This is a genomic window from Acidimicrobiales bacterium (genome assembly GCA_022452145.1).
GTDB lineage: Bacteria > Actinomycetota > Acidimicrobiia > Acidimicrobiales > MedAcidi-G1 > UBA9410.
On sequence record JAKURY010000016.1, the window covers coordinates 21,728 to 46,866 of the forward strand.

25 protein-coding genes are annotated in these 25,139 nt (G+C 69.5%); 12 read left to right on the forward strand and 13 right to left on the reverse strand.

The features are described 5' to 3' along the window. The first annotated feature begins 1 nt into the window (after position 1). Both MK177_07300 and MK177_07305 read left to right on the forward strand, forming a co-directional pair. Complete coding sequence (locus MK177_07300) at positions 2-2,188, forward strand: ATP-binding protein (protein MCH2427124.1); 2,187 nt, start codon at positions 2-4, stop codon at positions 2,186-2,188. A 10-nt stretch (positions 2,189-2,198) separates the two neighbouring features. Continuing rightward, complete coding sequence (locus MK177_07305) at positions 2,199-3,026, forward strand: PD-(D/E)XK nuclease family protein (protein MCH2427125.1); 828 nt, start codon at positions 2,199-2,201, stop codon at positions 3,024-3,026. Between the two features lie 10 nt (positions 3,027-3,036). Here the strand turns inward: MK177_07305 and MK177_07310 are convergent, their stop codons facing one another. Continuing rightward, entirely contained in the window at positions 3,037-3,297 is a 261-nt protein-coding gene (locus MK177_07310; GenBank protein MCH2427126.1) for a hypothetical protein, read from the reverse strand. Positions 3,298-3,344: 47 nt separating this feature from the next. Beyond that, positions 3,345-4,178, reverse strand: a complete 834-nt coding sequence (locus MK177_07315) for an AAA family ATPase (protein MCH2427127.1) — start codon at positions 4,176-4,178, stop codon at positions 3,345-3,347. Positions 4,179-4,275: 97 nt separating this feature from the next. Here MK177_07315 and mutM point away from each other — a divergent pair, with 97 nt between their 5' ends. Both mutM and MK177_07325 read left to right on the forward strand, forming a co-directional pair. After that, positions 4,276-5,097, forward strand: a complete 822-nt coding sequence (gene mutM, locus MK177_07320) for a bifunctional DNA-formamidopyrimidine glycosylase/DNA-(apurinic or apyrimidinic site) lyase (GenBank protein MCH2427128.1) — start codon at positions 4,276-4,278, stop codon at positions 5,095-5,097. Positions 5,098-5,151: 54 nt separating this feature from the next. After that, positions 5,152-6,774, forward strand: a complete 1,623-nt coding sequence (locus MK177_07325; protein MCH2427129.1) for a DUF3048 domain-containing protein — start codon at positions 5,152-5,154, stop codon at positions 6,772-6,774. A 48-nt stretch (positions 6,775-6,822) separates the two neighbouring features. On the opposite strand, the gene map is transcribed toward MK177_07325, so the two are convergent. Both map and MK177_07335 read right to left on the reverse strand, forming a co-directional pair. Then, a complete protein-coding gene (gene map / locus MK177_07330; GenBank protein ID MCH2427130.1) occupies positions 6,823-7,764 on the reverse strand; it encodes a type I methionyl aminopeptidase in 942 nt (313 codons plus the stop codon). A gap of 50 nt (positions 7,765-7,814) precedes the next feature. Next, positions 7,815-8,270: a MaoC family dehydratase gene (locus MK177_07335; GenBank protein ID MCH2427131.1), complete on the reverse strand. Its 456-nt coding sequence runs from the start codon at positions 8,268-8,270 to the stop codon at positions 7,815-7,817. 142 nt (positions 8,271-8,412) lie between these two features. Between MK177_07335 and MK177_07340 the strand changes: the two genes are divergently transcribed. Further along, the gene (locus MK177_07340) at positions 8,413-9,321 is read left to right on the forward strand and encodes a cation diffusion facilitator family transporter (protein MCH2427132.1); all 909 of its coding nucleotides are present in this window, start codon (positions 8,413-8,415) and stop codon (positions 9,319-9,321) included. Continuing rightward, a complete protein-coding gene (locus MK177_07345) occupies positions 9,318-10,046 on the forward strand; it encodes a GDSL-type esterase/lipase family protein (GenBank protein ID MCH2427133.1) in 729 nt (242 codons plus the stop codon). Before MK177_07340 ends, MK177_07345 begins: the two co-directional genes overlap by 4 nt. 50 nt (positions 10,047-10,096) lie before the next feature. Here MK177_07345 and MK177_07350 read toward each other — a convergent pair whose 3' ends face one another. Both MK177_07350 and MK177_07355 read right to left on the reverse strand, forming a co-directional pair. Then, the gene (locus MK177_07350) at positions 10,097-10,801 is read right to left on the reverse strand and encodes a VIT1/CCC1 transporter family protein (protein ID MCH2427134.1); all 705 of its coding nucleotides are present in this window, start codon (positions 10,799-10,801) and stop codon (positions 10,097-10,099) included. 64 nt (positions 10,802-10,865) lie between these two features. Further along, on the reverse strand, positions 10,866-11,564 hold the full coding sequence (locus MK177_07355; GenBank protein MCH2427135.1) for a hypothetical protein: 699 nt from the start codon (positions 11,562-11,564) through the stop codon (positions 10,866-10,868). Between MK177_07355 and MK177_07360 the strand changes: the two genes are divergently transcribed. After that, the gene (locus MK177_07360) at positions 11,542-11,931 is read left to right on the forward strand and encodes a hypothetical protein (protein MCH2427136.1); all 390 of its coding nucleotides are present in this window, start codon (positions 11,542-11,544) and stop codon (positions 11,929-11,931) included. The two genes, MK177_07355 and MK177_07360, sit on opposite strands and share 23 nt — an antisense overlap. Before the next feature lie 2 nt (positions 11,932-11,933). Here the strand turns inward: MK177_07360 and MK177_07365 are convergent, their stop codons facing one another. Continuing rightward, entirely contained in the window at positions 11,934-12,836 is a 903-nt protein-coding gene (locus tag MK177_07365; GenBank protein MCH2427137.1) for a DMT family transporter, read from the reverse strand. A gap of 149 nt (positions 12,837-12,985) precedes the next feature. Here MK177_07365 and MK177_07370 point away from each other — a divergent pair, with 149 nt between their 5' ends. Then, positions 12,986-14,155, forward strand: a complete 1,170-nt coding sequence (locus MK177_07370; protein ID MCH2427138.1) for an acyl-CoA dehydrogenase family protein — start codon at positions 12,986-12,988, stop codon at positions 14,153-14,155. A gap of 38 nt (positions 14,156-14,193) precedes the next feature. On the opposite strand, the gene MK177_07375 is transcribed toward MK177_07370, so the two are convergent. Genes MK177_07375 through MK177_07395 form a run of 5 tightly spaced genes read right to left on the reverse strand, consistent with a single transcriptional unit; the run spans position 14,194 to position 19,424 of the window. Beyond that, positions 14,194-14,862: an aquaporin gene (locus tag MK177_07375; protein MCH2427139.1), complete on the reverse strand. Its 669-nt coding sequence runs from the start codon at positions 14,860-14,862 to the stop codon at positions 14,194-14,196. Positions 14,863-14,905: 43 nt separating this feature from the next. Beyond that, a complete protein-coding gene (locus tag MK177_07380; protein MCH2427140.1) occupies positions 14,906-15,826 on the reverse strand; it encodes an NAD(P)-dependent oxidoreductase in 921 nt (306 codons plus the stop codon). Between the two features lie 11 nt (positions 15,827-15,837). After that, a complete protein-coding gene (gene cimA, locus MK177_07385; protein MCH2427141.1) occupies positions 15,838-17,469 on the reverse strand; it encodes a citramalate synthase in 1,632 nt (543 codons plus the stop codon). Then, complete coding sequence (locus MK177_07390; protein MCH2427142.1) at positions 17,456-18,376, reverse strand: branched-chain amino acid transaminase; 921 nt, start codon at positions 18,374-18,376, stop codon at positions 17,456-17,458. Before MK177_07390 ends, cimA begins: the two co-directional genes overlap by 14 nt. A 43-nt stretch (positions 18,377-18,419) precedes the next feature. Continuing rightward, a complete protein-coding gene (locus tag MK177_07395) occupies positions 18,420-19,424 on the reverse strand; it encodes a 3-isopropylmalate dehydrogenase (protein ID MCH2427143.1) in 1,005 nt (334 codons plus the stop codon). 216 nt (positions 19,425-19,640) lie between these two features. Here MK177_07395 and MK177_07400 point away from each other — a divergent pair, with 216 nt between their 5' ends. After that, the gene (locus MK177_07400) at positions 19,641-20,114 is read left to right on the forward strand and encodes a transcription elongation factor GreA (GenBank protein ID MCH2427144.1); all 474 of its coding nucleotides are present in this window, start codon (positions 19,641-19,643) and stop codon (positions 20,112-20,114) included. Then, a complete protein-coding gene (locus MK177_07405; GenBank protein MCH2427145.1) occupies positions 20,114-20,995 on the forward strand; it encodes an alpha/beta hydrolase in 882 nt (293 codons plus the stop codon). Before MK177_07400 ends, MK177_07405 begins: the two co-directional genes overlap by 1 nt. Positions 20,996-21,174: 179 nt before the next feature. On the opposite strand, the gene MK177_07410 is transcribed toward MK177_07405, so the two are convergent. After that, entirely contained in the window at positions 21,175-22,662 is a 1,488-nt protein-coding gene (locus tag MK177_07410) for a hypothetical protein (GenBank protein MCH2427146.1), read from the reverse strand. A gap of 130 nt (positions 22,663-22,792) precedes the next feature. On the opposite strand from MK177_07410, the gene MK177_07415 reads away from it, so the two are divergent. Continuing rightward, complete coding sequence (locus MK177_07415) at positions 22,793-23,710, forward strand: LysR family transcriptional regulator (GenBank protein ID MCH2427147.1); 918 nt, start codon at positions 22,793-22,795, stop codon at positions 23,708-23,710. Continuing rightward, positions 23,707-25,056 carry a methylmalonyl-CoA carboxyltransferase gene (locus MK177_07420; protein ID MCH2427148.1) on the forward strand — a complete coding sequence of 450 codons (1,350 nt, stop codon included), beginning with the start codon at positions 23,707-23,709 and terminating at the stop codon, positions 25,054-25,056. The genes MK177_07415 and MK177_07420 overlap by 4 nt, the downstream gene beginning before the upstream one ends. The last annotated feature ends 83 nt before the right edge of the window (positions 25,057-25,139 follow it).

A 25,139-nucleotide genomic window follows, 5' to 3' on the forward strand; every position in this document is an offset into this window, starting at 1 on the left:
GGTGCCCCCCGCAGCAACCCGAAAGGCCGCCAGGAAGAAGCAGCCGGCAGCAGCGGCCGACGGTTCGACCGCCGGGAGGAAGCCCGCCGCAGCAACCCGGAAGGCCGCCGGGAAGAAGAAGCCGACAGCAGCAACCCGGAAGGCCGCCGGGAAGGGCGGCAACGGCTACGACGCCGACGCCATCCAGACCCTGGAGGGCATGGAGGCGGTCCGCAAGCGTCCCGGCATGTACATAGGCGGCACGGGTTCGCCGGGGTTGATGCACCTGGTCTGGGAGCTGGTGGACAACGCCGTCGACGAGGCGGCAGCCGGCTTCGCCAACCGCATCGAGATCACCCTGCACCGCGACCACTCGGTCGAGGTGGCAGACAACGGCCGTGGCATCCCGATCGACCGGCACACCAAGCGCAAGGTCTCGGCTCTCGAGGTCGTGCTCACCGAGCTGCACGCCGGCGGCAAGTTCGGCGGCGGCGCCTACGGCGCGTCGGGCGGGCTGCACGGGGTCGGCGCATCGGTGGTGAACGCCCTCTCCGCCAAGCTGGTGGCACAGGTGGATCGTGACGGGTCCACCCACGAGCTGGCCTTCCGGGAACGGGTAGCGGGCCATTTCTCCGGGTCGTCGTTCACGGCGGGCCACCAGCTGGAGAAGGTCAAGCGGATCTCCAAGAACAAGACGGGCACGCGCATCCGCTTCTGGCCGGACCGCGAAATCTTCGACTCCGAGGCACGCATCGACGCCGACCAGGTCCGGGCGCGGGTCGTCCAGGCCTGCTTCCTGGTGCCCGGCGTGAAGATCCGCGTTGTCGACAAGCGGGCCGGGGGCTCGGCGGATCCGTTCGAGTTCGTGTCCCGTGGCGGCCTTGCCGACCTCGTCGACCACCTCTCCACCGGCGGCAACGCCTGCGAGGTGATCACGCTGTCGGGCATCGACACCTTCGAAGAGCGGGTGCCTGTGGACGGCAAGATGAGCGACGTCGAAAGGGAGTGCATCGTCGAGGTGGCCCTCCGGTGGGTGAAGGGCTACGAGACGAGGGTGGAGTCGTTCGTGAACACGATCCCCACCAGCCAGGGCGGCACGCACACCGCTGGCTTCGACCGAGCCCTCACCAGGGCCGTGAACGACGTCCTGTTGAAGGACACCCGCAAGTTGGCCAAGCTGGCCAGGGAGAACAACCACCGGGCCACCAGGGAGGACGTCCAGGAGGGCCTGGTTGCCGCCTGCAAGGTCGTGTTCCCGGAACCGCAGTTCCGTGGCCAGACCAAGCAGGAGCTGGGCACACCGGCCATCGAGAAGATCGTCTACGACGTGGTCAAGCGGGGCATCACGGACTGGTTCAGCGGTAGCGGCCCCAAGACGCACATCACCGCCGTCCGGGACAAGCTGGCCAACGCGGTCATCAACCGGGTGAGCTCCAGGCAGCTGCTGGAGACGCGCCGCAGGGCGGCGAGCATGGGCTCGACGGGCATGCCCGACAAGTTGGCAGACTGCCGGACCCACGGTCCGGACTCCGAGCTGATCATCGTCGAGGGCGACTCGGCCGCCGGGCCGGCCAAGGCCGGACGCAACGCCGAGTACATGGCCATCCTCCCGCTGCGAGGCAAGGTCGTGAACGCCGGCAAGGCGACCCTAAAGCAGGTGCTGGACAACGCCGAGGCCCAGGCCCTCTTCACGGCGATCGGTGCCGGTTCCGGAAAGGACTTCGACCTGGACGCCGCCCGGTACGGCCGAATCGTGATCCTCTGCGACGCCGACGTGGACGGCAGCCACATACGGTGCCTGCTCCTCACCCTGATCCACGAGTACATGCGACCCCTGTTGGAAGCCGGTCGCGTGTACGCGGCCCAGCCGCCCCTCTACTCCTGCCGTATGGGCGACACCATCTACCGGGCCTTCTCTGACGAGGAACGCGACGAGATCACGGCCAGGTTGACCAAGGGGGGACGCAAGGCCGAGAACCTGAGGTGGAACCGCTTCAAGGGGCTGGGCGAGATGAACGTCGAGGAGTTGGCAGAGTGTGCCCTCGACCCCGAGACCCGCATCCTCAAACGCCTGACCATGGCGGAAGGCGCGGCCGCCAAGCGGGCCTCCGAGCTCTTCGACATCCTGATGGGGACCGACGTGGGCAGGCGCCGCGACTACCTGGTCGCAAACAGCGCCCTGCTGGATCCCGGCGTCCTCGACATCTAGGACGCCGACCGTGCCCGACCTGCCCCGCTCCTTCTCGCCCTCCTCTGCCGGGACCTGGAACCAGTGCCCCCAGAGGTGGCGCTACCGCTACATACAGAAGCTCCCCGACCCGCCGGGTGAACCGGCCCTGCTGGGAACGTTCGCCCACCGCGTGCTGGAACTGCTGTGTGCCGAGCCGGCGGCTGACCGTACCGTCGAACGCGCCAGGGAACTGGCTGGACAGGCGTGGCCGGAAACGGCGGACAACCCCGAGTTCCAGGCCCTCGGACTCGACGACGACGCCCAGCGGGCCTTCCGCTGGCGTGCCTGGACGGCCATCCACGGACTCTGGTCGCTTGAGGACCCCGCCGGTGTCGACGTCCGGGCCACCGAACAGAGGGTCTCGGCCGACGTGGCCGGCGTGCCGTTCTTCGGCATCGTGGACCGGTTGGACGCCGACGAGGACGGCCTGGTCATCACCGACTACAAGTCGGGTAGGACACCACGACCCCCGGAGCGGTCGAAGTCCCTGGACCAGGTCCTGCTCTACGCGGCTGCCGTTGAGGACAGCACCGGCGAGCGCCCACACCGCGCCCGGCTGCTCTACCTTGGCAGCGAGATCATCGAGACCGCCGTCACCATCGACGCGCTCGGCGCCACTACCGGCAGGTTCTCCGAATCGTGGCGTCAGGTCGGCAAGGCATGCGCCGAGGACCGGTTCGAGACCCACACCGGGCCGCTCTGCGGTTGGTGCCCGTACGTCGACCGCTGTGAGGATGGGGGACGTGAGGTGAGGCGCCGGGTGGCCGCCGGCCGGATGCGGGAGGATGCTCCCGCCAGGGTCCTGCTCGGCCTCTGACCGCCGGCGTTCAGTCGGCCCTGCGGCGTCGGCGCCACATGGCCAACACCAGGGCAAACACCGCAACCGCACCGAGCACCCCCAGCCTGTGCAGCAGGTCGGCACGTTCGTCGGTCATCTCGACCGGTGGCGCCTCGAAGGGCCTGAGTCCATCAGCTGGATCAGGCATCGGGGTCCCGTTGCCGGCCGCCGGTGCCTCACTCCCAGCCGCCGCCGGGTCCGCCTCCCGATCCGGCACGGCCTCCAGCAGGCCGTCCACCGGACTGTCCACCGATGGCGAGGGTCGGGTCCGACGAGCCTGCGGGTCATAGGTGGGCATCAGGTGGGGCTCCCCGGCATCGGCGACTTGGTTCCGGGCCGTGACCGGGATCCCGTCTGCGGGAGTCGGTCGAGCAGTACATCGAACTCGGCGGCCGCCTCGGCCGCTCCAGGGCGTCGACCCAGGGCATGAATTGGCAGTGATTGGGCAGCCGCCTCGGCGACCGCGGCTCGGAGGCGAATCGGTGGCAGGCACGTACCCGGATAGGCCTCCTCCAGCTGCTCGTTCCAGTAGCGGCCGTCACGGGTCCGGCCCAGGCGGTTCACGGCGATACCCACCACCTCCGGGCGCCCGTCGGTTCGTCGGAGTCGTATCCGCTCGACGGTCTGGAACATGCGGGCCACGCCGTCGACGGCCCACGCCCCGGGCTCGGTGACCACCAGCACCGCGTCAGCCGCGAACAGGGCGTTGACGGTGAGCAGTCCGAGCGATGGCGGGCAGTCGATCAGCACCAGCGGCCCCTCGCCACCGGTCAAGGCCCGGAGGGCCATGGCGAGACGGTCCTGGGCTCCCAACGGGTCCGTGGCGAGCTGCGGCTCCAGAACCGCCAGAGATGGCGACGACGGTACGAGATCCGGTACCGGCCCGAGGTCAGCGGGCCACCCGCTGGGTTCGACGACCGTCGCAAGGCCTCCCAGCCGTTCCTCGGTCAGGACGTGGTCGACGCCCGGACCGGGTTCGAACACCCCCAACCCCGTCGTGGCGTTCCCCTGCGGGTCCAGGTCAATGACGAGGGTCGTCACGCCACGGGCCGAGGCCGACGACGCCAGGCCCAGCACCACGGTGGTCTTACCGACCCCGCCCTTCTGGTTCACAACGGCGATCGCGACCATGCGGGCAACATAACCCACCGCAACCGGGCGACCGGGCCGGGCGGGACCGCCGTACGGCCCCGGCCAGCGCCACCGTGGCGACCGTTACGCTGCGCTGGTGCCCGAGCTCCCTGAGGTCGAGATGGTACGCCGCCAGCTCGAACCCCTGGTGTCCGGCGTGGAGATCCTGGGCGGCTGGTCCCATCCGTCCGAGAAGTTCGCCTCGGCGCCGGAAGCCGCCGGCCACCGCATCTCCGAGGTCTCGCGCCGGGGCAAGTACCTGCTTTTCGGCCTGGAAGGCGTGGCGAACCACCTGGGTACCGAACGCGAGCTGGTGGTCCACCTGGGAATGACCGGCTCCCTCTACGTCGACCCGACGCCGCCCGACGACGCCTATGTCCGGGCCCGGTGGCTGCTGGGCGACGGCCGGCACCTCTGGTTCCGCGACGTGCGACGGTTCGGCCGGATCGCGGTCGTGCGCCGCGGTGACCACCGGTCCCTTCCCACCCTCCGGGACCTGGGCCCCGAGCCGTTCGACCGGTCGCTGACAGGTACGACCTTCCACCGGTCGCTAGCCACCAGTCGACGACGGATCAAGACCAAGCTCCTGTCACAGCGACCGATCGCCGGCATCGGAAACATCTACGCCGACGAGGCGCTCTGGCGGTCGGGCATCCACCCCGGCGCCCGCCGGCTGGGTACGGAGCGGTCCGACCGCCTCCTCGGACACCTCCGGGACGTGCTCACCGAGGCGCTGGACAACGGCGGCACCACGTTGCGGGACTACCGCACGCCGGACCGGGGCACGGGTCGGAACCAGCACCGCCTGGACTGCTACGGGAGGGCGGGTCGACCCTGCCGGACCTGCGGCGACGTCCTCACCTCGAGGTCCATCGACCAGCGCACCGCCACCTGGTGCCCGACCTGCCAGGCCCGGTGACCGACCGTCGGGGGTGCCCCGACCGTCGGTATGCCGACCTCTACGCTCGACGCCGTGAGCCAAACCCGCCGACGCCGCATCGCGCTCCCGATCGCGGTGCTGGTGGTCGGCCTGGCGACGGTCCCTGCCGTCGCCGGTCCGTACGACGACGAGATCGCCGACCTGAGAACCGACATCGTGGGCCGGGAAGCCGAAATCGCCGACCAACGGGACCGCATCGAGGACCAGCACGACCTCATCTCCCGGTATGAGGACGACCTGGTCGGCCTGGACCAGCAGATCGTCGACACCGATGCGCTGATCGGTGCCGAGGACACCGAACTCCTGATCCTCCCCGTGCGCATGGAGCTGCTCGCCGACCGCTTCATCCACGTGCTCGCCTCCCGTACCGAGCCGGCGATGCTCCACCAGACCATGGCCATCGACGCCTACCTCAGGAACAACGAGCGCATGAACGCGGTGCTGACACAGTCCGCCCACCTGGCCGCCGACTCCCTCGACGGGGTACGCGACCGGATGCTCTACGACTCGGTGATCGAGGAGTCCCAACGCCGCCTCGACCTCATCGACGCCGAACTGCGGCTGTCGGCCGATGCGGTCCGGGGCCTACGGGTGCTCGTAGACGAAGCCGAGGAGAGACGACTCCAGGCCGTCGACGCCCGCTCCAACACCGTGGACTCGAAGCCGGCCATCCGGGTGGCGATCGGTGATGCCCGGACGGCCATCGCCGATGCCCGGACGGCGATCGGTGGGTACGAGGCGGAGATTGGTGGGTACGAGGCGGAGATCCTCCGGCTGGAACGGCTGGCGGTCGCCCGCACCTGGACCGGGGTCCAGGGCATCGACCTCGAACGCCCGGCCCTTGCCGTCAAGATCGACAACGTCACCCGGGCCCACCCCCAGTCTGGCGTAAACGTCGCCGACGTCGTCTACGAGGAGATCGTGGAGGGCGGGGTCACCCGGCTGGTCGCCGTGTTCCAGTCCACGTCGGCCGACATGGTCGGGCCGGTCCGGTCGGCCCGGACGTCCGACCCGCCACTCCTGGCCGCCTTCGACCATCCCCTCTTCGCCTACTCGGGAGCCAACAGGGGCACCCGGACGGAGCTCGCCGAATCCACGATCACCGACGTCGGCTACGACACGCTCACTGACGAGTACTGGCGGGACAGGAGCCGCCGTCCACCGCACAACCTCTACACCTCCACCGATGCACTCTGGGCGCACCACAGCGGACGCACCGCGGTCCCGCCGGCGCCGTTCATCCACCGCTACCCGGAGCAACCCCTCCACCCTTCGGCCGAGTCGGCAACCGGTGTCAGCATCGACTTCGGCCTGACCGAGGTCGACTACGACTGGAACGGCACCGGATGGGCCCGTACCCACGGCGGCAACCCGCACGTGGACGACGAGGGCGTGCGGGTGGCGCCTGCCAACGTGGTCGTGCAGTTCGTCGCCTACGGCTGGAGCAAGGCCGACTCCCGCTCTCCCGAGGCGAGGACCACCGGAACCGGCATGGCGTGGGTGTTCACCGACGGCCACGTGGTCGTGGGCGAGTGGAACCGGCCCGACGAGTCCCTCCCGGCCACCTTCTCCGCCGACGGCGAGGCGATCCGGCTCTCACCCGGCAACACCTGGGTAGCTCTGGCCAGGAAGAACACCGCCACCTGGCGGGACTGAGCCCGGGATCGCCGGATACGTTCGACGCGTCGTGTCGAACGGTTCGGCTCAGGCGGGTGCGACGAGGGCGAACACGTCGGCCGGGACCGTGCCGTCGGAGGTCACCGTCAACACCTCGATCCCTTCCCCGGTGACCAGCACCGTGTGCTCGAACTGTGCCGTCCGTCGACCATCCAGGGTCACCGCGGTCCAGTCGTCGTCCCACATCCCACACGCCGGGTCCCCGAGGGTCAGCATGGGCTCCACGGTGAACGTCATCCCCGGCTCGAGCACCGTCCAAGCACGGGGGTCGTGGTAGTGCGGAACCTGCAACCCGCTGTGGAACTCGGTGCCGATGCCGTGGCCGATGAACTCCCGCACGACTCCCAGCCCGTGTCGGTATGCGTGCCGCTCGATGGCCCGTCCGATGGCATGGACGGGCCTGCCCGGACCGGCCGCTGCGATCCCGTCGTCCATGGACACCCGGGTCTCGGCCACCAGGCGTCGATCGTGGTCCGAGACCTCGCCCACCGGGAACGTCACGGAGGTGTCACCGTGCACCCCGTCCAGGTAGATCGTGACGTCGACGTTCACGATGTCGCCGTCCGCCAGCGACCGGCTGTCCGGAATCCCGTGGCAGATCACCTCATTCACCGACGTGCAGACCGACTTCGGGTACCCGCGGTAGTTCAACGGGCTTGGGTAGCCGCCACGGGCGATGGTGGCCTCGTGGACGATCTCGTCCAGACGGTCGGTGGTGACGCCCGGCGCCACGTGGGGCCCGACCTCCAGCAGAATCTCCGCGGCGGCATGACAGGCCCGGCGCATCCGCTGGATCTCACCGGGGGTCCGGACCGACGAGGAGGTCGATGGGCCCGGATCGCCAGTGAGGGCGTAGGGCGGCCGGCCGATGGACGCCGGAACGGCACGGGTCGGACTCAGCAGCCCGGGGCGGACGGGAGGCTCCGACCGGGGAGCGAGGGGTGCCTGTCGGCGCTTCCGCTTGGCCACCGGCCGATGCTACCGGCGGCCGCAGGATGGGATAGCCAGCCGTTCGTCGGTCAGCGGAGGAACCTGCTGACGCTGTCGACCACGCAGGCCGGACGGTCGGAACCCTCGACCTCCACGGTGATCCGGATCACCGCCTGGTAGCCACCCGACACCTCGTCGACCTGGACGAGTTCGGCTCCACCCCGGACCCGGGATCCGACGACGACCGGAGACGGGAACCGGACCTTGTTCGTGCCGTAGTTGATTCCCATCGAGATGCCGTCCACGCGGACGAGGTCGGGGAGCATCTGGTTGGTCAGCGCCAACGTGAGGTAGCCGTGGGCGATGGTGGCCCCGAACGGACCGGCCGCCGCCCTCACCGGATCCACGTGGATCCACTGGTGGTCGCCTGTGGCCTCGGCGAACAGGTCGATCCGGTCCTGGTCGACCGTGATCCAGTCGCCGTACCCCAGGTGGGTACCCACGGCGCCGGGGAGTTCGTCGGGGCTTGAGAAGACGGTCGTCATCACTGTTCTCCATCTCGAATCGGCGTCGGACGATGCGTCGTCGGTCGCCATGCCGGCCGCATCCACGATGGTGGCCGACACTACGCTTCGCGTCGACCGAGTGGCCCGACGGGCTGCGCCGAGAGCGCTAACAGGAGGTGCCATGGCCGCATCCGGTGGTGTCCGGGCCATCCTCGCCGCCCTGGTCGCCAACGTCGGCATCGCCGTCGCCAAGTTCATCGGCTTCCTGGTCACCCGGTCCTCGGCGATGCTGGCCGAGAGCATCCACTCGGTCGCCGACGTCTCCAACCAGCTGCTGCTGCTCCTCGGTGGCCGCCGTGCCCGGCGGGCTCCGACGGCAACCCATCCGTTCGGATTCGGCCGGGAACGCTACTTCTGGTCGTTCGTGGTCGCCCTCGTGCTCTTCTCGGTCGGTGCCGCCTTCGCCGTGTTCGAGGGCATCCGAAAGGTCCGGGACCCACACGGGCTAGACGACGTCGGCTGGGGAGTGGCGATCCTCGTCTTCGCCATCGGGCTCGAGACCTGGTCGTTCCGTACCGCCGTGGTCGCCGCGACGCCCGAACGCGGTGACCTCACCTGGAGGCAGTTCGTGGTCAAGACCCGGAACCCGGAACTCCCGGTGATCCTCCTCGAGGACGCTGGAGCCCTGCTCGGCCTGGTGATCGCCCTGACGGCCATCGGGCTGGCTTCGGCCACCGGTGAGCCACGCTGGGACGGCGTGGGCACGATCCTGATCGGCCTCCTCCTCGGTGCCATAGCCACGGTGCTGGCACGCGAGATGAAGAGCCTCCTCGTCGGCGAGTCCGCCGGTGAGGCCGACCACTCGGCCATCGTCGAGGCCATCACCACCACCCCCCAGGTGGTCTCGCTGGTCCACCTCCGGACCCAGCACCTCGGCCCCGACGAGATCCTCGTCGGGGCGAGGGTGGCCTTCGACCCCGACCTCGACACGGCGGGCGTCGCCGCCGCCGTGGACGTCGTGGAGGAACGCGTCCGGCGGGCCGTTCCGACGGCCCGACCCATCTACGTCGAACCGGCGGATCCGACATGACCGGCACTGCCGACGATCCCCTCCGGGTTCCCGCCGAACCGACGAACGGCCGGTACCGGGACGGGCGCACGGCACGAAGGCTGCTCGGCGCCGTCGTCGTCGCAGCCTCCTGGGCGGCCTTCGACACCATCCTGGGGGCCCGTCGGATCTACAGGGCAATGGTCTCGAACCGTCGATCCCGAGCCCGGTCGATCCAACGGGCGTTTCCTATCGAGACCGGAGACACGGTCATGCTGGGCGACAGCATCACCGCCGAGGGGGACTGGTCCGCAGCCCTTCCCGATCTCCGGATCCGCAACCGTGGCATCGGTTCGGACACCTCGGCCGACGTTCTTGAACGCCTGGACGACTCGCTGACCGGCCCACCCGGGCTGCTGCTCCTCATGATCGGCACGAACGACCTGGAGTTCGGGGTGGCCCACGCCCAGACGGTCCGCAACGTGTGCCTGATCCTGGACCGGGTGTCGGCGGCAGCCCCCGACACCCGGGTGGTGGTCCACGCGGCCCTCCCCCGACGCGACCGCTACCACCCCCTGGTGGCACCGCTGAACGCCGCCCTGGCCCGGGTGTGTGGCGAACGGGACCTCGAGTTCCTCGACCTGACCGTGCACTTCGCCGATGCCGATGGCATGTTCGACACGACCATGACCGATGACGGACTGCACCCCAACGGCCAGGGCCACCGACGGTGGGCCGACCTGTTGCGCCCAGTACTCGAGTCGTGAGAGCGGACCCGTAGAGCAGCCGACCGGAGGTCCCGGCGGACCGGGCCGGCTCAGGCCACGGAGGCCCCGAGCACGCCACCGATGGCGTAGGTCGCCATGCAGGCGCCTCCGGCCACCAGCAGCTGTCGGACCACCGTTCGGACGACGGAGCGTTCGGTCAACCTGGCCAGCAGGCCTCCCACCAGGGCGGCGGCGCCCACTCCGGACACCGCCGATGCCCACACTGCGCCGGTCCCCGATCCGACTAGCCACGGGACCAGCGGCACGAAGGCACCGACGGCGAATGCCAGGAAGCTGGCCGTCGCCGCCGCCACCGGGTTCCCCAACTGGCTGGGATCCACGCCCAGTTCCTCCCGGGCATGGACCTCCAGGGCCACCTCCGGGTCCGACATGAGCTCCGCGGCCACCCGTCCCGCCTGCTCGGGGTCGAGCCCACGCTCCACGTAGATGGCGGCCAGCTCGGCCTCCTCGGCCTCCGGGTTCTCGGCGATCGAGATCCGCTCGATCTCCAGCTCTCGCTCCACCAACTCCGCCTGGGCCTTCAACGACACGTACTCGCCGGCAGCCATCGAGATGGCACCGGCCAGCAGGCCCGATACGCCGGCCAGGCGGACGAATGACGGATCGGTGCTGGCACCGGCTATGCCGAGGATGAGTGCCACGTTGGATACCAGCCCGTCGCTGATCCCGAACACCGCAGCCCGGGCGGTCCCTCCCTGGACGTCCCTGTGCCTGTGCACCATCGATGCAGCCATGGCACGACGGTAGCCCGACCGGCCAGGTCGATCGGCCCTGGTCAGGAGGTGCGACCAGCCACGTTCACGAGGATCCACCGACGGGCGCCGGGTCGTCGCACGGGTCCACCTCGTAGAGCGGGTCCAACCGCCAGGGGCCGTCCTCCCATCCCGCCTCTGGCTCCAGACCGGCGTCACCCAGAATCGCCGCGGCGGCGAGGCCGGCCGCCACCTCGGTGCCCTCCCGGCAAAGGTGGACGCCGTCGACCTTGCGGATCGGCCATGCCACGCCGAGGCGATCCACGTGGTCCACGTACCGGCCCTCGGCGTCGGTGAAGCCGGGGGTCAGATCGACCACCGACATGCGGTCGTCGCCGGCCGCCAGAGCGACCAGCAGCCGGTTCAATCGCCCTGTGTGCCCGGGATCCGGTGACGGCAGCATCGTCAGCCAGTAGACGTGCGCCCCATCCGCGGCCAGCACGTCGAGCGCCACCCCCACGAGAAAGGAGTACTGGGCCTCCCAGTCCGGATCCTCCGGCCTGGGGAGGCGTCTCTCGCCGCCGTACACGGCCTGGACGTCCCAGATCCCGGCCTGGAGCACCACTGCCTCGGGCCGGACCTCGTCGAGGAACGGCGGCCATACCTCCCACCAGTGGAAGATCGGCCACTGGCTGAGGCCGAAGCCCATCTGCGTCCGATTGGCGGACACGACCAGGCCGGTGTGTTGCAGCGCGGCGGTCAGGCCCGGCTCGATCTCATAGGTGACGCTGTCACCCAGCACCATCACCCGCAGGGGCTCCAGGGCGGTGGGACTTCGCAGGATCCTGGCCGGTGGGACGGTTGTGGCCGTGGGCGGGACCGTCGTCGTGGCCGTGGCCTCGACGGTCGTGGGCGAGACAGTCGTCGTGGGCGGGTCCGTCGTAACGGTGGCCGGACCGGAGGCCGACTCGACGCCGGTCGATGGCTCCAAGGCGGTCGACGTGCCACCGGGCACGGTGCCTACCGGCACTGGAACCGTCGCGGCTCCACACGCCGCCACCAGCAACAGGGTCGCCGTCCATCCCGCCATCCATGCGGTGGTCCCTCGGCCCACACCCGCCATGGCTGCCGGAGCCGACGGGTCCTTGCTCCGACGTGCGTTTCCCATCTGAACTCAGGGACCCGACCGGGTGGTCAGCCAGGCACCCCCGACCAGGACCAGCGCTCCGGACACCTGCAGGGCGCCAAGGGTCTCGCCCAGGACGGTCACGCCCAAGACGGCGGCCACCACCGGGACCACGTAGGTCACCGCGGACATCCGCACCGGTCCGACCCGCCCGATGAGCGAGGCCGCGGCCACGTACGCGATGCCGGTGCCGCCCACCCCCACGGCCAGGTTGGCCGCCACGGCCGACCAGGCGAAGCCGGAGCCAGCCAGGCCGACAAGGCCCCATGGCGTGGTCGCCAGGCTGGCCACCACCAGCACCCGCAGGAGCACGGCGGGCGAGCCATACCGTCGTTGGAGAGGTCCGGCGATGTTGGCGGCGACCCCGTAGCAGGACACGGCCAGGATGACCAGAAGGACCCCTACGGCGCTGGTGTCGCCCACGGAGGCCGTAGGGATGCCGATCATGAGGAGTCCGACGATGCCGACCGCCACACCCACCACCTGCACCCGATGGGTGGCCACGCCGAAGAGGGTCGCGCCGGCGATCAGGGTCGTTACCGGCATGCCGCTGTTCATCATCCCGGCGATCGATGAGTCGATCCACGTCTGGGCCAACGGGAACATGCTGAGGGGTACAGCCATCCACAGGAGGCCCAGGAGGAACAGCCTGGGATTGTCGGACCGGTCCACGGGGCGCCGCGCCGACGGCACCCCGGCCATGAACGCCAGGCCCAGGAGGGGCCGCAGCCATGCCACCAGGCCGGGGTGCTCGGCATCCAGGGCGATGTCCATGAACAGGAAGGAGGAACCCCAGATCCCCGCCGCCGTCACCAGGAGCAACCAGTCGAACGGTGCCATCGGGCGCTGCTCAAACGATGGCGCGTCCGGTGGGGTCATCGGCTCGGGCATCGCCGCACGCTACCGGCGACCCACCGGTCGGACGGATCCAGCCCATGACAGGTCCGTCCCGATTGGGGACAGGGCCCGGGCCGTCCCTAGTTTCAGCACCGCTGTTCCGATCCCGCTCCTGGCACCGCCCGACCAAATCCGAGGAAGCCGTGTCATCCATCTCCGAAGCCGACGTTCGTTCCAGGATCGACCGACTCCTCGAGGCCGACCCATCCGACCGCCGGGGCTTCCTGGGTGCCCAGTTCGACCTGGGCCTGGCCTGGGTCCACTTCCCCGAGAACTGCGGTGGTCTGGGCGCAGACCGGGAGTTCCAGCGCCTGGTCCACGACGCCGTCGTGTCCGCGGACGGACCACACCCCTCCCATGACATCGGCTACGGAATGGCCGCCCCGACCATCGTGGCCTCGGGGACCGACGGGCAGAAGGCCCGATGGCTGCGACCGCTCTTCACCGGCGAGGAGGTCTGGTGCCAGCTCTTCTCCGAGCCGGGAGCCGGATCGGACGTGGCAGGGCTGTCCTGCCGAGCCGTGCGGGACGGCGACGAGTGGGTGGTGAACGGCCAGAAGGTATGGACGAGCAACGCCCACCTGGCCCGCTGGGGCCTGCTGGTCACCCGGACCGACCCCGACGCCCCCAAGCACAGGGGCCTGACCTACTTCGGTATCGACCTGGACCAGCCCGGGGTGGAGATTCGACCGCTGCGCCAGATGACGGGCCAGGCGGAGTTCAACGAGATCTACCTGACCGATGCCCGGGTGTCGGAAGCCGACCGCATGGGCGACGTCGGCGACGGTTGGAGGGTGGCTCTGACGACGCTCATGAACGAGAGGGTGGCGATCGGCGGGGGCACCCGGGAGACCGGGAAGACGACCGTGGACTGGATGCTGGAGGCCTGGAACGACCATGGCCACGACGATCCTGCCCGACGGGACGAGATGATGAGGTTGTGGGTGCGCAGCGAGGTGCTCCGCCTCAACAACCTCAGGGCCGAGGAGGCCCGGACCACCGGCACACCGGGCCCCGAGGGATCGATCGGCAAGGTCCTATCGGCAGAGTTCAACAAGGACGCCTTCGCCTTCGCCTTGGGCCTTACCGGCATGGATGGAACCCTGTTCGACGGCGGCTACGAACTGGACCGGACCCGGCCCATCCTGGACTACGAGACGCTGGCCGAGTACTTCCTGCGGGTGCGTGCCAACTCCATCGAGGGTGGGACAACCGAGGTGATGCGCAACATCCTCGGCGAGCGAGTGCTCGGCCTTCCTGGTGACGTCCGCGTGGACAAGGACCTGGCCTGGAAGGACGTTCCCAGGAGCTGATGCCCGACGCCGGGACGACGGGCGGTAAGCGGGCCCACTCAGTCCCCGGTGGGAAAGAGCGCCCTCAGGAGGACCACCGCCACGCCGGCGCCGACGACCTGCACGACTACGAACATCGGTGCACACGTCGGGTCGATCCCGGTGAAGGTGTCCGAGAGGGTGCGTCCGACGGTCACCGCCGGGTTTGCGAAGCCGGTCGACGACGTGAAGTAGTAGGCCCCGCCTATGTAGGCGCCGACCGCATAGGGCAGGTGGCTCGTCCGGGTCGTGCGCACCAGGCTGAACACGACAAGCAACAGACCGACGGTGGCCACCACCTCGGCCAGCCACAGGTGCCAGCCCGACCGGTCGGTGGTCGACAAGCCGACGGCGGGCAGATCGAACATCAGGTTGGCCAGGATCGTGCCGCAACACGCCCCGACCAGCTGTGCGACGACCATCGGTGCCACGTCGCGACCGGCCCGGTGGCCCAGCGCCCAGGCGCCGAGCGTGATCGCCGGGTTGAAGTCGGCCGAGATGGTCCCGAAGATCGAGATGATCGCCACGAGGACGGCGGCCGTCGCCGCGGCGTTCTGGAACAACTGGAGGCCCGTGTCGCCGGGGTTCAGCCGGGCGGCCATGATCCCCGAGCCGACCACGCCGATCAGCAGGAACATGGTGCCGACCGCCTCGGCCAGGAGCAGGCGGGACCTAACGGGGTTCGTCACTGACCCGAGGATAGGTACCCATGACACGCAGCAGGGGCGGGGCTCAAGCGAACAGGTCCGGGTGGCGGTCCTCTGCCATCCTCCGTAGGCCGGTGCGCCAGTCCACTGCGCACGCTCCCACGAGCGCCATCTTCCGGGTGGTGTCGACGGCCCGGCTGGACACCCCGTCCGAGGTCGGCGCCACCTCGAGCTCCAGGCCGGTCAGTCCGGCGAGGTGGCCCAGGTAGGTTCGGGTCTCCACCGCCTCGTCGCCCGACCAGTTGACGATGGTGGCAGGAACCTCGGCGATGCCGAGCATGGTGGGTACCTGGGCGTCGATGTCGTCCTGGTGGATCAGGTTGAACCACGCCGGCCGGTCGTGGATCGGGATCGGCATGCCGGCCCTCATCATGTCCAGCTGGTAGGCGGGCAGGCCGCCGTTCGGACCGTACGACATGTTCATCCGGGCGATGGTCGTGGGCAGGCCGAGCATCCGTGCCATGGAGCGGGCCACCGCCTCCTGGGAGTTCTTGGCGATCCCGTACGTCGGGGCGAACGACTGCTCGTGCCCACCCAGCGGGTCGCCTTCCGCGAGCCGATATTCGGGGTCGTCCACGTCCCGGTAGACGGCGCTGCTGGACATCACCAGCACCGATCGGGCATTGGAGAACCTCTGCATGAGCAGGCCGGTCCCCTCGGCGTTGACCGCCAGCGCCCGGTCGTAGTCGTCGCCGATGATGAACGCCGCCAGGTGGACCACGTGGTCGAACCGGTCGGGAAGGCCTGACCAGTCGGGTTCGGCGAGGTCTACGACCACCGTGCGACAGCCGGTGGCCTCGACCCGCTCCCGGGAGCCCTCGCCCGAGAATCGGGCGATCCCCCAAACCTCGTTGTCGGAGGCCAGCGACCGGACGATCGGGAACGCGATCTGGCCGGCCGGACCTGTGACGAGGATGCGTCGGTCGGTCAGCGGTTCGTCGGCCATGGCCGACGAACCTAGGCGTCGGTGTGGAGGATCCCGAAGACCAGCGAGTCGACGAGGGCCTGCCAGGAGGCCTCGATGATGTTCTCCGAGACGCCGATAGTGGTCCAGGTCTGCTCACCGTTGGTGGTGTCTATGAGCACCCTGGTCACCGCTCCGGTCCCCTGGCGGGTCTCCAGCACCCGGACCTTGAAGTCGGTCAGGTGCAGCCTCTCCAGTTGCGGGAAGCTGTCGTCCAGGGCCTTGCGGAGGGCGGCGTCCAGGGCGTTGACCGGGCCGTTGCCCTCACCTGTGGCTACCATGCGCTCGCCGTCCAGCTGGAGCTTGACGGTTGCCTCCGTCTCGACCTCCACCGCCACGTCATTCCAGGCCCGGCTCCCGCTACCCGACCGGTGGCCGACGTTGACCGAGAATGACTCCAGGACGAAGTAGTCGTGCGACCAACCCGAGGCGGCACGCATCAGGAGCTCCAGGGAGGCATCTGCCGCCTCGAAGTGGTAGCCGGCGTACTCGAGTTCCTTCAGGGTCTCCACGATCTCGCCGAGTACCTCGCCGTCAAGCTCGATACCCAGCTGTTCCGCCTTCAGAGCGATGGTCGAGCGGCCTGACATCTCCGACACCAGGAAGCGGGTGCCGTTGCCCACCAGGCCCGGGTCGATGTGCTCATAGGCGTCGCTCCGGCGGGCGATGGCGCTGGTGTGCAGGCCGGCCTTGTGGGCGAACGCCGTGGTGCCGACGTAGGGCTGCTGGGGATCGACGGTGAAGTTGACCAGCTCGGCCACATGGTGGGCCACCGATGTCAGTTCGGCCATCCGACCCTCGGGCAGCGTCTCCACGCCCATCTTGAGGCTGAGGTTGGCGATGATCGGCACCAGGTCGCAGTTGCCCACCCGTTCCCCGTAGCCGTTGATGGTTCCCTGCACCTGGGTGGCTCCGCCGGCCACCCCGGCCAGGGCGTTGGCCACCCCGCAGCCGGTGTCGTTGTGGAGGTGCACGCCTACAGCGCAGTCCACGGCGTCTACAACGGCGCGGACCATGGCCTCGACCTGGTCCGGCAGCGACCCGCCGTTGGTGTCGCACAGCACCAGGCAGTCGGCACCCGCCTCGGCCGCTCCCCGCAGTACCCGTAGCGAGAACTCCGGGTCGTCGCGGTACCCGTCGAAGAAGTGCTCGGCATCGAAGAACACCTTGCGGCCCCGAGACTTCAGGTACGTGACGGAGTCGGCCACCATGGCCACGCCCTCGTCGAGGCTGGTTCGCAGCGCCTCGGTCACGTGGTACGCCGAGGCCTTCCCGACTATGCAGACCACGTCGGTCTCCGCCGCCAGCAGGTTGGCCAGGGTCGGGTCCTCGGCGGCATCACCGTTCACCCTGCGGGTCGACCCGAAGGCCACCAGCTGGGAGCGTTCCAGGGCCAGCTCGCTCCTGGCCCTGGCGAAGAACTCCTCGTCCTTGGGGTTGGCACCCGGCCAGCCGCCCTCGATGTAGTGCACGCCGAGGCGGTCCAGCTGCTCTGCGATGCGCAACTTGTCCGCGACGGTGAGCGAGATGCCCTCCAGTTGGGCGCCGTCGCGCAGCGTCGTGTCGTAGATCTCGACCGCCGCCGGGAGCACGACGGACCGGTCCGCCGACTCAGGCGTCGACATGGTCGTTCCATTCCGAGTACTCGGGGCGCTGACCACGAACCGCCTGGAAGAAGACCTCCTGGACCTGCCGGGTGATCGGGCCGGGATCACCGATGACGCGGTCGTCGACGGAACGGATCGGCACCACCTCGGCCGCTGTGCCGGATAGGAAGGCCTCGTCGGCCGTGTATAGGTCGCTGCGGAGGAGGTTTCCCTGGACGTAGGGGATCCCGAGGTCCCCTGCGATGCGCCGGACGCAGTCCTGTGTGATGCCCGCCAGGGCACCGGCGCTTGTCGGCGGCGTCACGATGGTTCCGTCACGGACCACGAACAGGTTCTCACCGGTGCACTCCGAGACGTGGCCCTGTGGCGACAGGAGGATGGCCTCGTCGTAGCCGGCCTTCACGGCCTGCACCTTGGCCATCTGGGAGTTGATGTAGTGGCCGCATCCCTTGGCCGCCGGCGGCATGGCGTTCGGGTCGTGGCGCTGCCAGGACGAGATCATCATGTCGACGCCAGTGGTCAGGCCCTCGTCGCCGAGATAGGTCCCCCACGGCCAGGTCGCGATCGACACGTCGACCTTGCAGGGCAGCGGGTTGAGGCCCATCTCGCCGTAGCCGAGGTACACCAGCGGGCGGATGTAGCAGGAGAGGTGTCCGTTCACCCCGACGGTGTCCCTTGTCGCCGTGACCAGCTCGTCGACCGAGTACGGAATATCCAGGAAGAGGATCTTGGATGAACGGAAGAGCCGTTCTATGTGGTCGCGGAGCCGGAACACGGCCGGGCCGCGGTCGGTCTCGTACGCGCGTATGCCCTCAAACACGCCGTTGCCGTAGTGCAGCGTATGGGTCAGCACGTGGATCGTGGCGTCGTCCCAGTCGACGAGCTCGCCGTTCATCCAGATCTTGGAGGACTTCTCGATCGGCATCTCGGTTCCTTCGGTTCTGTCTCGGGTCGTTCTTCTCAGGTTGTCAGGTCTCGTGTCGGCGGTCGGCCCGGGACACCAGGGCGGCGACGGCATCCCCGATGGCCGTGGTCCCCTCGATGTCTGTGGACGGATCGGCACAGGCCGCCTCGATGCGCGCCGCTGCTTCGGGCTCCCCGAGGAAATCCAGCATCATGGCCCCGGAGAGGATGGCCGCCTTCGGGTTGGCGAGCCCGAGGCCGGCGATGTCAGGCGCCGAGCCGTGGACCGGTTCGAACATCGACGGGCCGGTGCGGTCCGGGTTCAGGTTGGCCGACGAGGCCAACCCGATGCCACCGGAGATGGCCCCGCCCAGGTCGGTGAGGATGTCGCCGAACAGGTTGTCGGTGACGATGACGTCGTACTGCTGGGGTGACTGCACGAAGTAGATGCAGGCCGCATCGACGTGGTTGTAGGCCGTCTCCACCTCGGGGTACTCGGCGGCCACCTCGTTGAAGGTCCGTTCCCAGAGGTCGCCGGCGAACGTCAGCACGTTGGTCTTGTGTACCAGGGTGAGGTGCCGACGACTGGTCATGGCCAGGTCGAACGAGTACCGGATGACCCGCTCGACGCCGTGTCGGGTGTTGACCGAGCCCTGGGTGGCGATCTCGTGGGGGGTGCCACGACGTAGGAAGCCGCCCTCGCCGGCGTACGTCCCCTCGGTGTTCTCGCGCACGACCCGGAAGTCGATGCCGTCGGTCGGATGCGCGAACGGCCGGAGGTTGACGTAGAGGTCGAGGGCGAATCGCATCTTGAGGAGCAGGCCGCGCTCGATGACACCAGGAGGCACCTCGGGGGTCCCGACGGCGCCAAGGTAGAGGGCGTCCAGGGAGCGCCACTCCTCGATGGTCTCGTCCGGCAGCACGGTGCCGTCACGTCCGTAGCGAGCGCCACCCAGGTCGTATCCGACCGTCTCGAGCTCGACCCCCGCCGCGCCGATCACCTTCAGGCCCTCGGCGATGACATCGGGCCCGATGCCGTCGCCGCCGATGATGCCTATGCGGTGGGTCACGACTGGATTCTCCTGATGGGGATGGGAACGAAAAAACCGTCCACCGAGGTGGACGGTCGGGGCGCACACCTGAGGTGGTGTGCGCTAGCCAATGATGATCACCTGCGGTCGGAAGGTCACGTAGCGAAGTGTACCAAGCACCCCCGGGGCCCAATCAACCGGGTTGTGCGTCGGGCCGACGGTCGGTCCACCGGGCGCTCTGGCTACCCTCTCGGCATGGCCGAAGCACAGCAGCTCTCCCAGGAGGCCCACAACCGGCTCGTTGCCGAGTTCCAGGACCTCACGACACGTGGACGCATCGACATCGCCCGCAAGATCGAGACGGCCCGCGAGCTCGGCGACCTCTCCGAGAACGGCGACTACCACGCCGCCAAGGAGGAGCAGGGCAAGATGGAGGGCCGGATAATGCAGCTAGAGAGCATCCTGGAGAACTCCGAGATCGTCGAGATTGCCACCGGCACCGTCGACCTGGTGGCACCGGGAACCGTGGTGGCCATCGTCTTCGAGGGTGACGACGAACCGGAGCGCATGCTGGTCGGCTCCATCGAGGAGAAGCGCGACGACGTGGGCGTCGTGTCGCCGGGTTCACCCCTGGGCGAGGCCCTGCTGGGCGCGGCGGTCGGCGACACGGTCTCCTTCGAGGCGCCCGGGGGCACCCTGGCCGTCGAGGTCGTGGCCATAGAACGGTGATGATCGACGCGCCCCCATGGCGTGAGGTCCACCTGCCGGGCCTCGGCAAGATGCACATCAGGGACTCAGGCCCGCCCGAGGGCGACCCGGACGCCCCCACCGTCCTGCTCCTCCATGGTTGGACGGTCAGCGCCGACCTGAACTGGTGCCGAACTTACGGGCCCCTGGCCCGGCGCGCCCGGGTGGTCGCCTGGGACCAGCGCGGGCATGGTTCCGGCGGCCTCCGTACCCGGGGACGCATGCGCATCGAGTCGCTGGCCGACGACGCCGCTGCCGTGGTCAGGGTCCTGGACCTCGACCGGGCGACCGTCGTCGGCTATTCGATGGGTGGGGCGGTCGCCCAGGCGATGTGGCACCGTCACCGGGACCTGGTGGACGGCCTGGTCCTATGCGCCACGGCCATGGCGTTCGGCCTCACGGCGACGGAGCGACGGGACTTCGCCGTGATGGGGGCATCGTCGCTGCCGGCCCGCCTGCTGTCCGCCATGGGACACGAGGAGCGCTGCTGGCGGGCGGCCAGGCGTGCCAGCGAACGCCAGGCCGGCGGGTCGATGGGCACAGGCGATGCCGAGTTCGACGGTTGGGCATGGGACGAGACGCGGGCCGGATCACTGGACCGGGTGCTGCGGACGGCCTGGAACCTCGGCCGGTTCGACGCCAGCAGCTGGATCCATGAGGTGGACGTGCCGCACGCCGTCGTGGTCTGCGGTGACGACGACGTCGTTCCGACGGCACGACAACGCCAGCTGGCCCACGCCCTTCCGGATGCGGCGATCGTGGAGATCGACGCAGACCATGCGGCCTGTGTCATCAGGCCCGACCTGTTCATTCCTGCGCTGTGCAGCGCCCTCGACTCGGTGTGCCGGCCGGTGCTCCGATGACCGACGGGTCGCCGCCACATTCAGCCGGTCCATCGATGCCGACGTGGTGGCGGGTGCTCTTCCTTACCGGAGCGGTGCTGCTGGCCGCCGGCCTGGTGGCAACCCTGTGGGTCACCGACGATCGGGGTCCGGTACCGGTCAGCGGCAGCGGCGCCGACAGCGGCGACTGAACCGGACGCTCAGCCGAATCGGCGCCGGCAGCCGTCGCCCGCCCACATCAGGAGGATTCTTCCCGTATCCGAGGTCTTGCCCACCGCTCCGAGGATGCCGTAGCCCAGAAGCGGCTCCGTGTCGAACCAGCCGGCCGGGTCCTGATCCGAAGGCTGCTCCAGCGTCAGCTGGTCTCCATGCGCAGCCAGAAGGTCGGCCACCGTGGAGCCGATACCTATGCGCTCCAGCGTCCAGAGCGACGTCGTGGTCGAGTCCTCACCGGTCAGGTACCACTGGGCCAGGAGCGTAGGACCGCCGGCCGCCCCGCGGCTCAGGACCACCTCCAGATCACCCCATCCGAGACGTCGGACCTCCGGCGGAGTGCAGCGGGCATCGGCTCCCCATCCGGGGTCGCCCACCGGCTCGCCCAGCACCGTGGTCAGGTCGGCCAGGGCGGCTTCGCCGTCGTCGCCGAAGGCCCACAGTCGCTCGGTGTCCGTGGTGGCATCCAGGGTGAAGCCGACGCCCGACAGCGTCACCGTGCCCAGCCGGGGCGGCGAGGTGGTCGTGGAGGGCGTGCCGTCCCCGGGTTCACCCCCGCCGGGTTGTTCCTCCGCCGCCGGTTCCTCCGAGGGAGCCGGGGCCGGGCGAAGGACCTCGCCGCTCACCGGGTCCACAGCCACCAGCGGCTCCTCGCCGGTCACCGGGTCCACGGCCACCAGCGGTTCCTCGCTGGTCGGCGGGGCGATGGTGGTCGGGGCCGGGGAGGTCGTGGACACCACCATGGTGGTGGGCGCCGGGGTCAGCGTGGTGGTGGGCGCCTCGACGACCGGAGCCTGCGGGGCGGTCGTCGCCACGACGGTGGGTGGTGGTGCAATGGGGCGGTCATCGCCCCGGAGGATCAGGAGGGCGGCGAACGCCCCCAACACCAGGACGGCCAGGACGAACAGGAACGAGGTGGGCAGTCCACGGCGGCGGCCCGACCTCGGTTCGTCGTCCTCGAAGACGGTCCGGGGACCGACCGCCACCACCGACGGAGCGGAAGGGAGGCGATCGGGACGCGACGCGTCGACGCCCAGGTCCTCGCGGGTGACGATCGGCTTCGGGCCGGTCGGCGCATCGCCGCTGCGGTGCCAGAACAGCCCACCGAGTGCCGGAGCCAACGAGCGGTCGATCCCGGCCGGCCCATGGGCGGCCAGAGCGGCTACCGCACGAAGCTCGTCCAGCACGACCGGTACCGGTACCCGGGCCCGGCTGGCGGCCTCACCTAGCGTGGCATCGTCGGCTCCCACGTCCGGCCTCACGACGATCAGCTCGTCGGGCACTGCGTCCACAACACGGACGCACCGGGCCTGTGCAGTGGTCAGGATGCGCACCAGCCCGGGCCCGTCTGTCGGCGCGGGGGCTGGGAGGTCGGCCCGACCGTCGCCCAGAGCCAGGACGTCGATCCGGCCCCCGACGGAGACCGCGGCGTGGACCGAGGCGCCTCCTATGTGCAGTGCGAGGACGGTCGTCATCTGGGGAATCGGTCGATCCGGTGGGTGGCTGGCGTCAACGGCGACCCTACGACCTCCGCGGTCCTGCGGACTGCCATCACAGGTCCATCGACGAGACGGATGTGCTCATGGCGTGGCATCATTCCGGGCGATGGACCTGCGCCAGCTGAACCACCTCATAGCGGTCGCCGAGCACCGGAGTTTCTCGGCCGCCGCGCGGGCCCTCCACACCGTGCAGTCGAACGTCTCGACACACGTCGCCAAGCTCGAGAAGGAGCTCGGAGCGGTGTTGGTCGACCGGCACACAATGCAACCCACCTCCGAGGGTCATGCCGTCCTGGACCGGGCCCGTCGGATCCGTACCGAGCTCCAGGCAATCAGCGACGACATCGTCTCGATGCGCCACGAGGTGGCCGGAGAGGTCCGGATCGGGTGCATCGGCACGACCGGCCGCTGGATGGCCACACCGCTGTTAAGGCGGCTCGAGGAGCGCCACCCTGCCCTCCACCCCGTCCTCGTGGACGCCACGACGACATCGCTCACCCCGAGGGTGCTGAACGGCGACCTGGACATGGCCATCGTGAACACGCCCGTGGTGGAGGCCGGCCTCGAGTCCGAACCCCTCTTCGACGAGGAGCGGATCATCGTCGCGCCCGAGGGCCATCCGCTGGCCGGGCAGGGCACCATCAGCATCGAACAACTGGCCGGGCATGCCGTCATGCTCACCCCACGGGGTACCACGTTCCGCGACGCCATAGACCAGGAGTTGGCGGCATCGGGGGTGCGCCTGACAGCAGCGGCAGAGGTGGACGGGCTCCGCCTCCTGGCCTCGCTGGCCTACCAGGGCTACGCCCCCGCCCTGCTCCCGGCCAGCGCCGTGTCCGGCTATCCCGCGGGCGGCTGGTCACTCGTCCACGTCGAGGGGCTAGCCCGTCGATCAGTGGGACTGGTCCGCAACCGGCGTACCACCCCGTCCATGCCGACCAGGGCGGCCACCGACGTCATCCTCGACGTGATCCGTGAGATAGCCCCGCACCAGCCCGGAATCCATGTCACGCTGGATGGGTGAGCGGAGTGCCTGACCTCGAACTCCGTAGCCGGACCGGCGGGTCGGTGGCCTTCGCCGTGCGGGACCTCGGGGGCCGCAGTGTTGTGGTGGTCGACATTGCCGGCGAGGACCGCGGCGCGCTGCGACCCGCCGACGGCGAGAATCTGGCGATCGCCGCCCGCACCGCCCGGGACCAGCGCCTTCCCCTGGTCTGCTTCGTCGAGTCCAGCGGTGCCGCCATCGACGAGGGGGTGGGCGCCGTCCACGGCTGGGGCACGGCGGCCCGGGAGTTCGTGGCCTGTTCCGGTGTGGTGCCGACCATCTTCTGCGTGACCGGCCCCACGGTCTCGGGGCCGGCGCTGCTGCTGGGCCTGGCCGACCTGGTGGTCATGATCACCGACACCTACGCCTTCGTGAGCGGCACCCACATGGTCCGCCAGTTCACCGGCGAGGAACTCTCCAACGAGGGCCTCGGCGGGGCTTCGATGCACGAGCGCACCTCCGGGGTCGCCCACTTCACGGCGGCCGACCGGGCCGAGGCCGAGGACCTGATCTCCGAGCTGCTCTCGTTCCTCCCCGACCACACCGACCAGGTCCCGACCGGCTGGCCGTGCTCCGATCCCGTGGACCGTCCGACGCCCGAGGCCGGCGACCTGATACCCGAGACGCCTACCGGCAGCTACGACGTCCGCGACGTCCTGGCCTGCGTGGTGGACGACGGACACCTGCTCGAGCCACGGGCCCAGTGGGCACCCAACCTGGTGACAGCCTTCGCCTCCATCGGTGGCCGACCGGTCGGGCTGGTGGCCAACCAACCCCAGTCGGTGGCCGGCACGCTCGACATCGCGGCGTCGCAGAAGGGTGGCCGGTTCGTGTCCTTCTGCGATGCCTTCAACCTGCCCCTGGTCACCTTCGTGGACACCTCGGGCTTCTACCCGGGAAAGGACCTGGAGTGGCGGGGCATGATCCGCTACGGCGCCCAGATGGCGTTCGCCTACGCCCGGGCCACCGTCCCCCGGGTCTGCCTGACGCTTCGCAAGTCCTACGGTGGCGCCTACATCGTCATGGACTCCCGCTACATGGGCAACGACCTCATGCTCGCCTGGCCGACGGCGGAGATCGCGGTCATGGGGGCCAAGGGCGCCGTGGAGATACTCCACCGGCAGGCGGACGAGGCGGAGCGGGAAGACCTGGTCGCCGCCTACGAGGAACGCCTCCTGAATCCCTACATCGCAGCCGAGCGCGGCTCCGTGGACCGGGTCATCGAGCCGGCCGACACCCGCTCGGAGCTGGCAGCCGCCCTGGACGTCCTGTCAGGGAAGCGGGAGCGCCTGCCGCGCCGACGGCACGACAACACACCCCTCTGAGCCGAGCGCCGACCTCGACACAGGTCAGCGATTCTTTTGGCGAGAAATCAGCCTGAGCATCCGGCAGAGCGCGCAGGTTCTAC

Bases quoted from the DNA above. Each gene is read 5' to 3' on its own strand.
- MK177_07315 (MCH2427127.1), bottom strand. From the start codon at position 4,178: ATGGTCGCGATCGCCGTTGTGAACCAGAAGGGCGGGGTCGGTAAGACC.
- MK177_07335 (MCH2427131.1), bottom strand. From the start codon at position 8,270: ATGACGACCGTCTTCTCAAGCCCCGACGAACTCCCCGGCGCCGTGGGT.
- MK177_07340 (MCH2427132.1), top strand. From the start codon at position 8,413: ATGGCCGCATCCGGTGGTGTCCGGGCCATCCTCGCCGCCCTGGTCGCC.
- MK177_07345 (MCH2427133.1), top strand. From the start codon at position 9,318: ATGACCGGCACTGCCGACGATCCCCTCCGGGTTCCCGCCGAACCGACG.
- MK177_07350 (MCH2427134.1), bottom strand. From the start codon at position 10,801: ATGGCTGCATCGATGGTGCACAGGCACAGGGACGTCCAGGGAGGGACC.
- MK177_07355 (MCH2427135.1), bottom strand. From the start codon at position 11,564: ATGGTGCTGGGTGACAGCGTCACCTATGAGATCGAGCCGGGCCTGACC.
- MK177_07365 (MCH2427137.1), bottom strand. From the start codon at position 12,836: ATGCCCGAGCCGATGACCCCACCGGACGCGCCATCGTTTGAGCAGCGC.
- MK177_07380 (MCH2427140.1), bottom strand. From the start codon at position 15,826: ATGGCCGACGAACCGCTGACCGACCGACGCATCCTCGTCACAGGTCCG.
- cimA (MCH2427141.1), bottom strand. From the start codon at position 17,469: ATGTCGACGCCTGAGTCGGCGGACCGGTCCGTCGTGCTCCCGGCGGCG.
- MK177_07390 (MCH2427142.1), bottom strand. From the start codon at position 18,376: ATGCCGATCGAGAAGTCCTCCAAGATCTGGATGAACGGCGAGCTCGTC.
- MK177_07400 (MCH2427144.1), top strand. From the start codon at position 19,641: ATGGCCGAAGCACAGCAGCTCTCCCAGGAGGCCCACAACCGGCTCGTT.
- MK177_07405 (MCH2427145.1), top strand. From the start codon at position 20,114: ATGATCGACGCGCCCCCATGGCGTGAGGTCCACCTGCCGGGCCTCGGC.
- MK177_07410 (MCH2427146.1), bottom strand. From the start codon at position 22,662: ATGACGACCGTCCTCGCACTGCACATAGGAGGCGCCTCGGTCCACGCC.
- MK177_07415 (MCH2427147.1), top strand. From the start codon at position 22,793: ATGGACCTGCGCCAGCTGAACCACCTCATAGCGGTCGCCGAGCACCGG.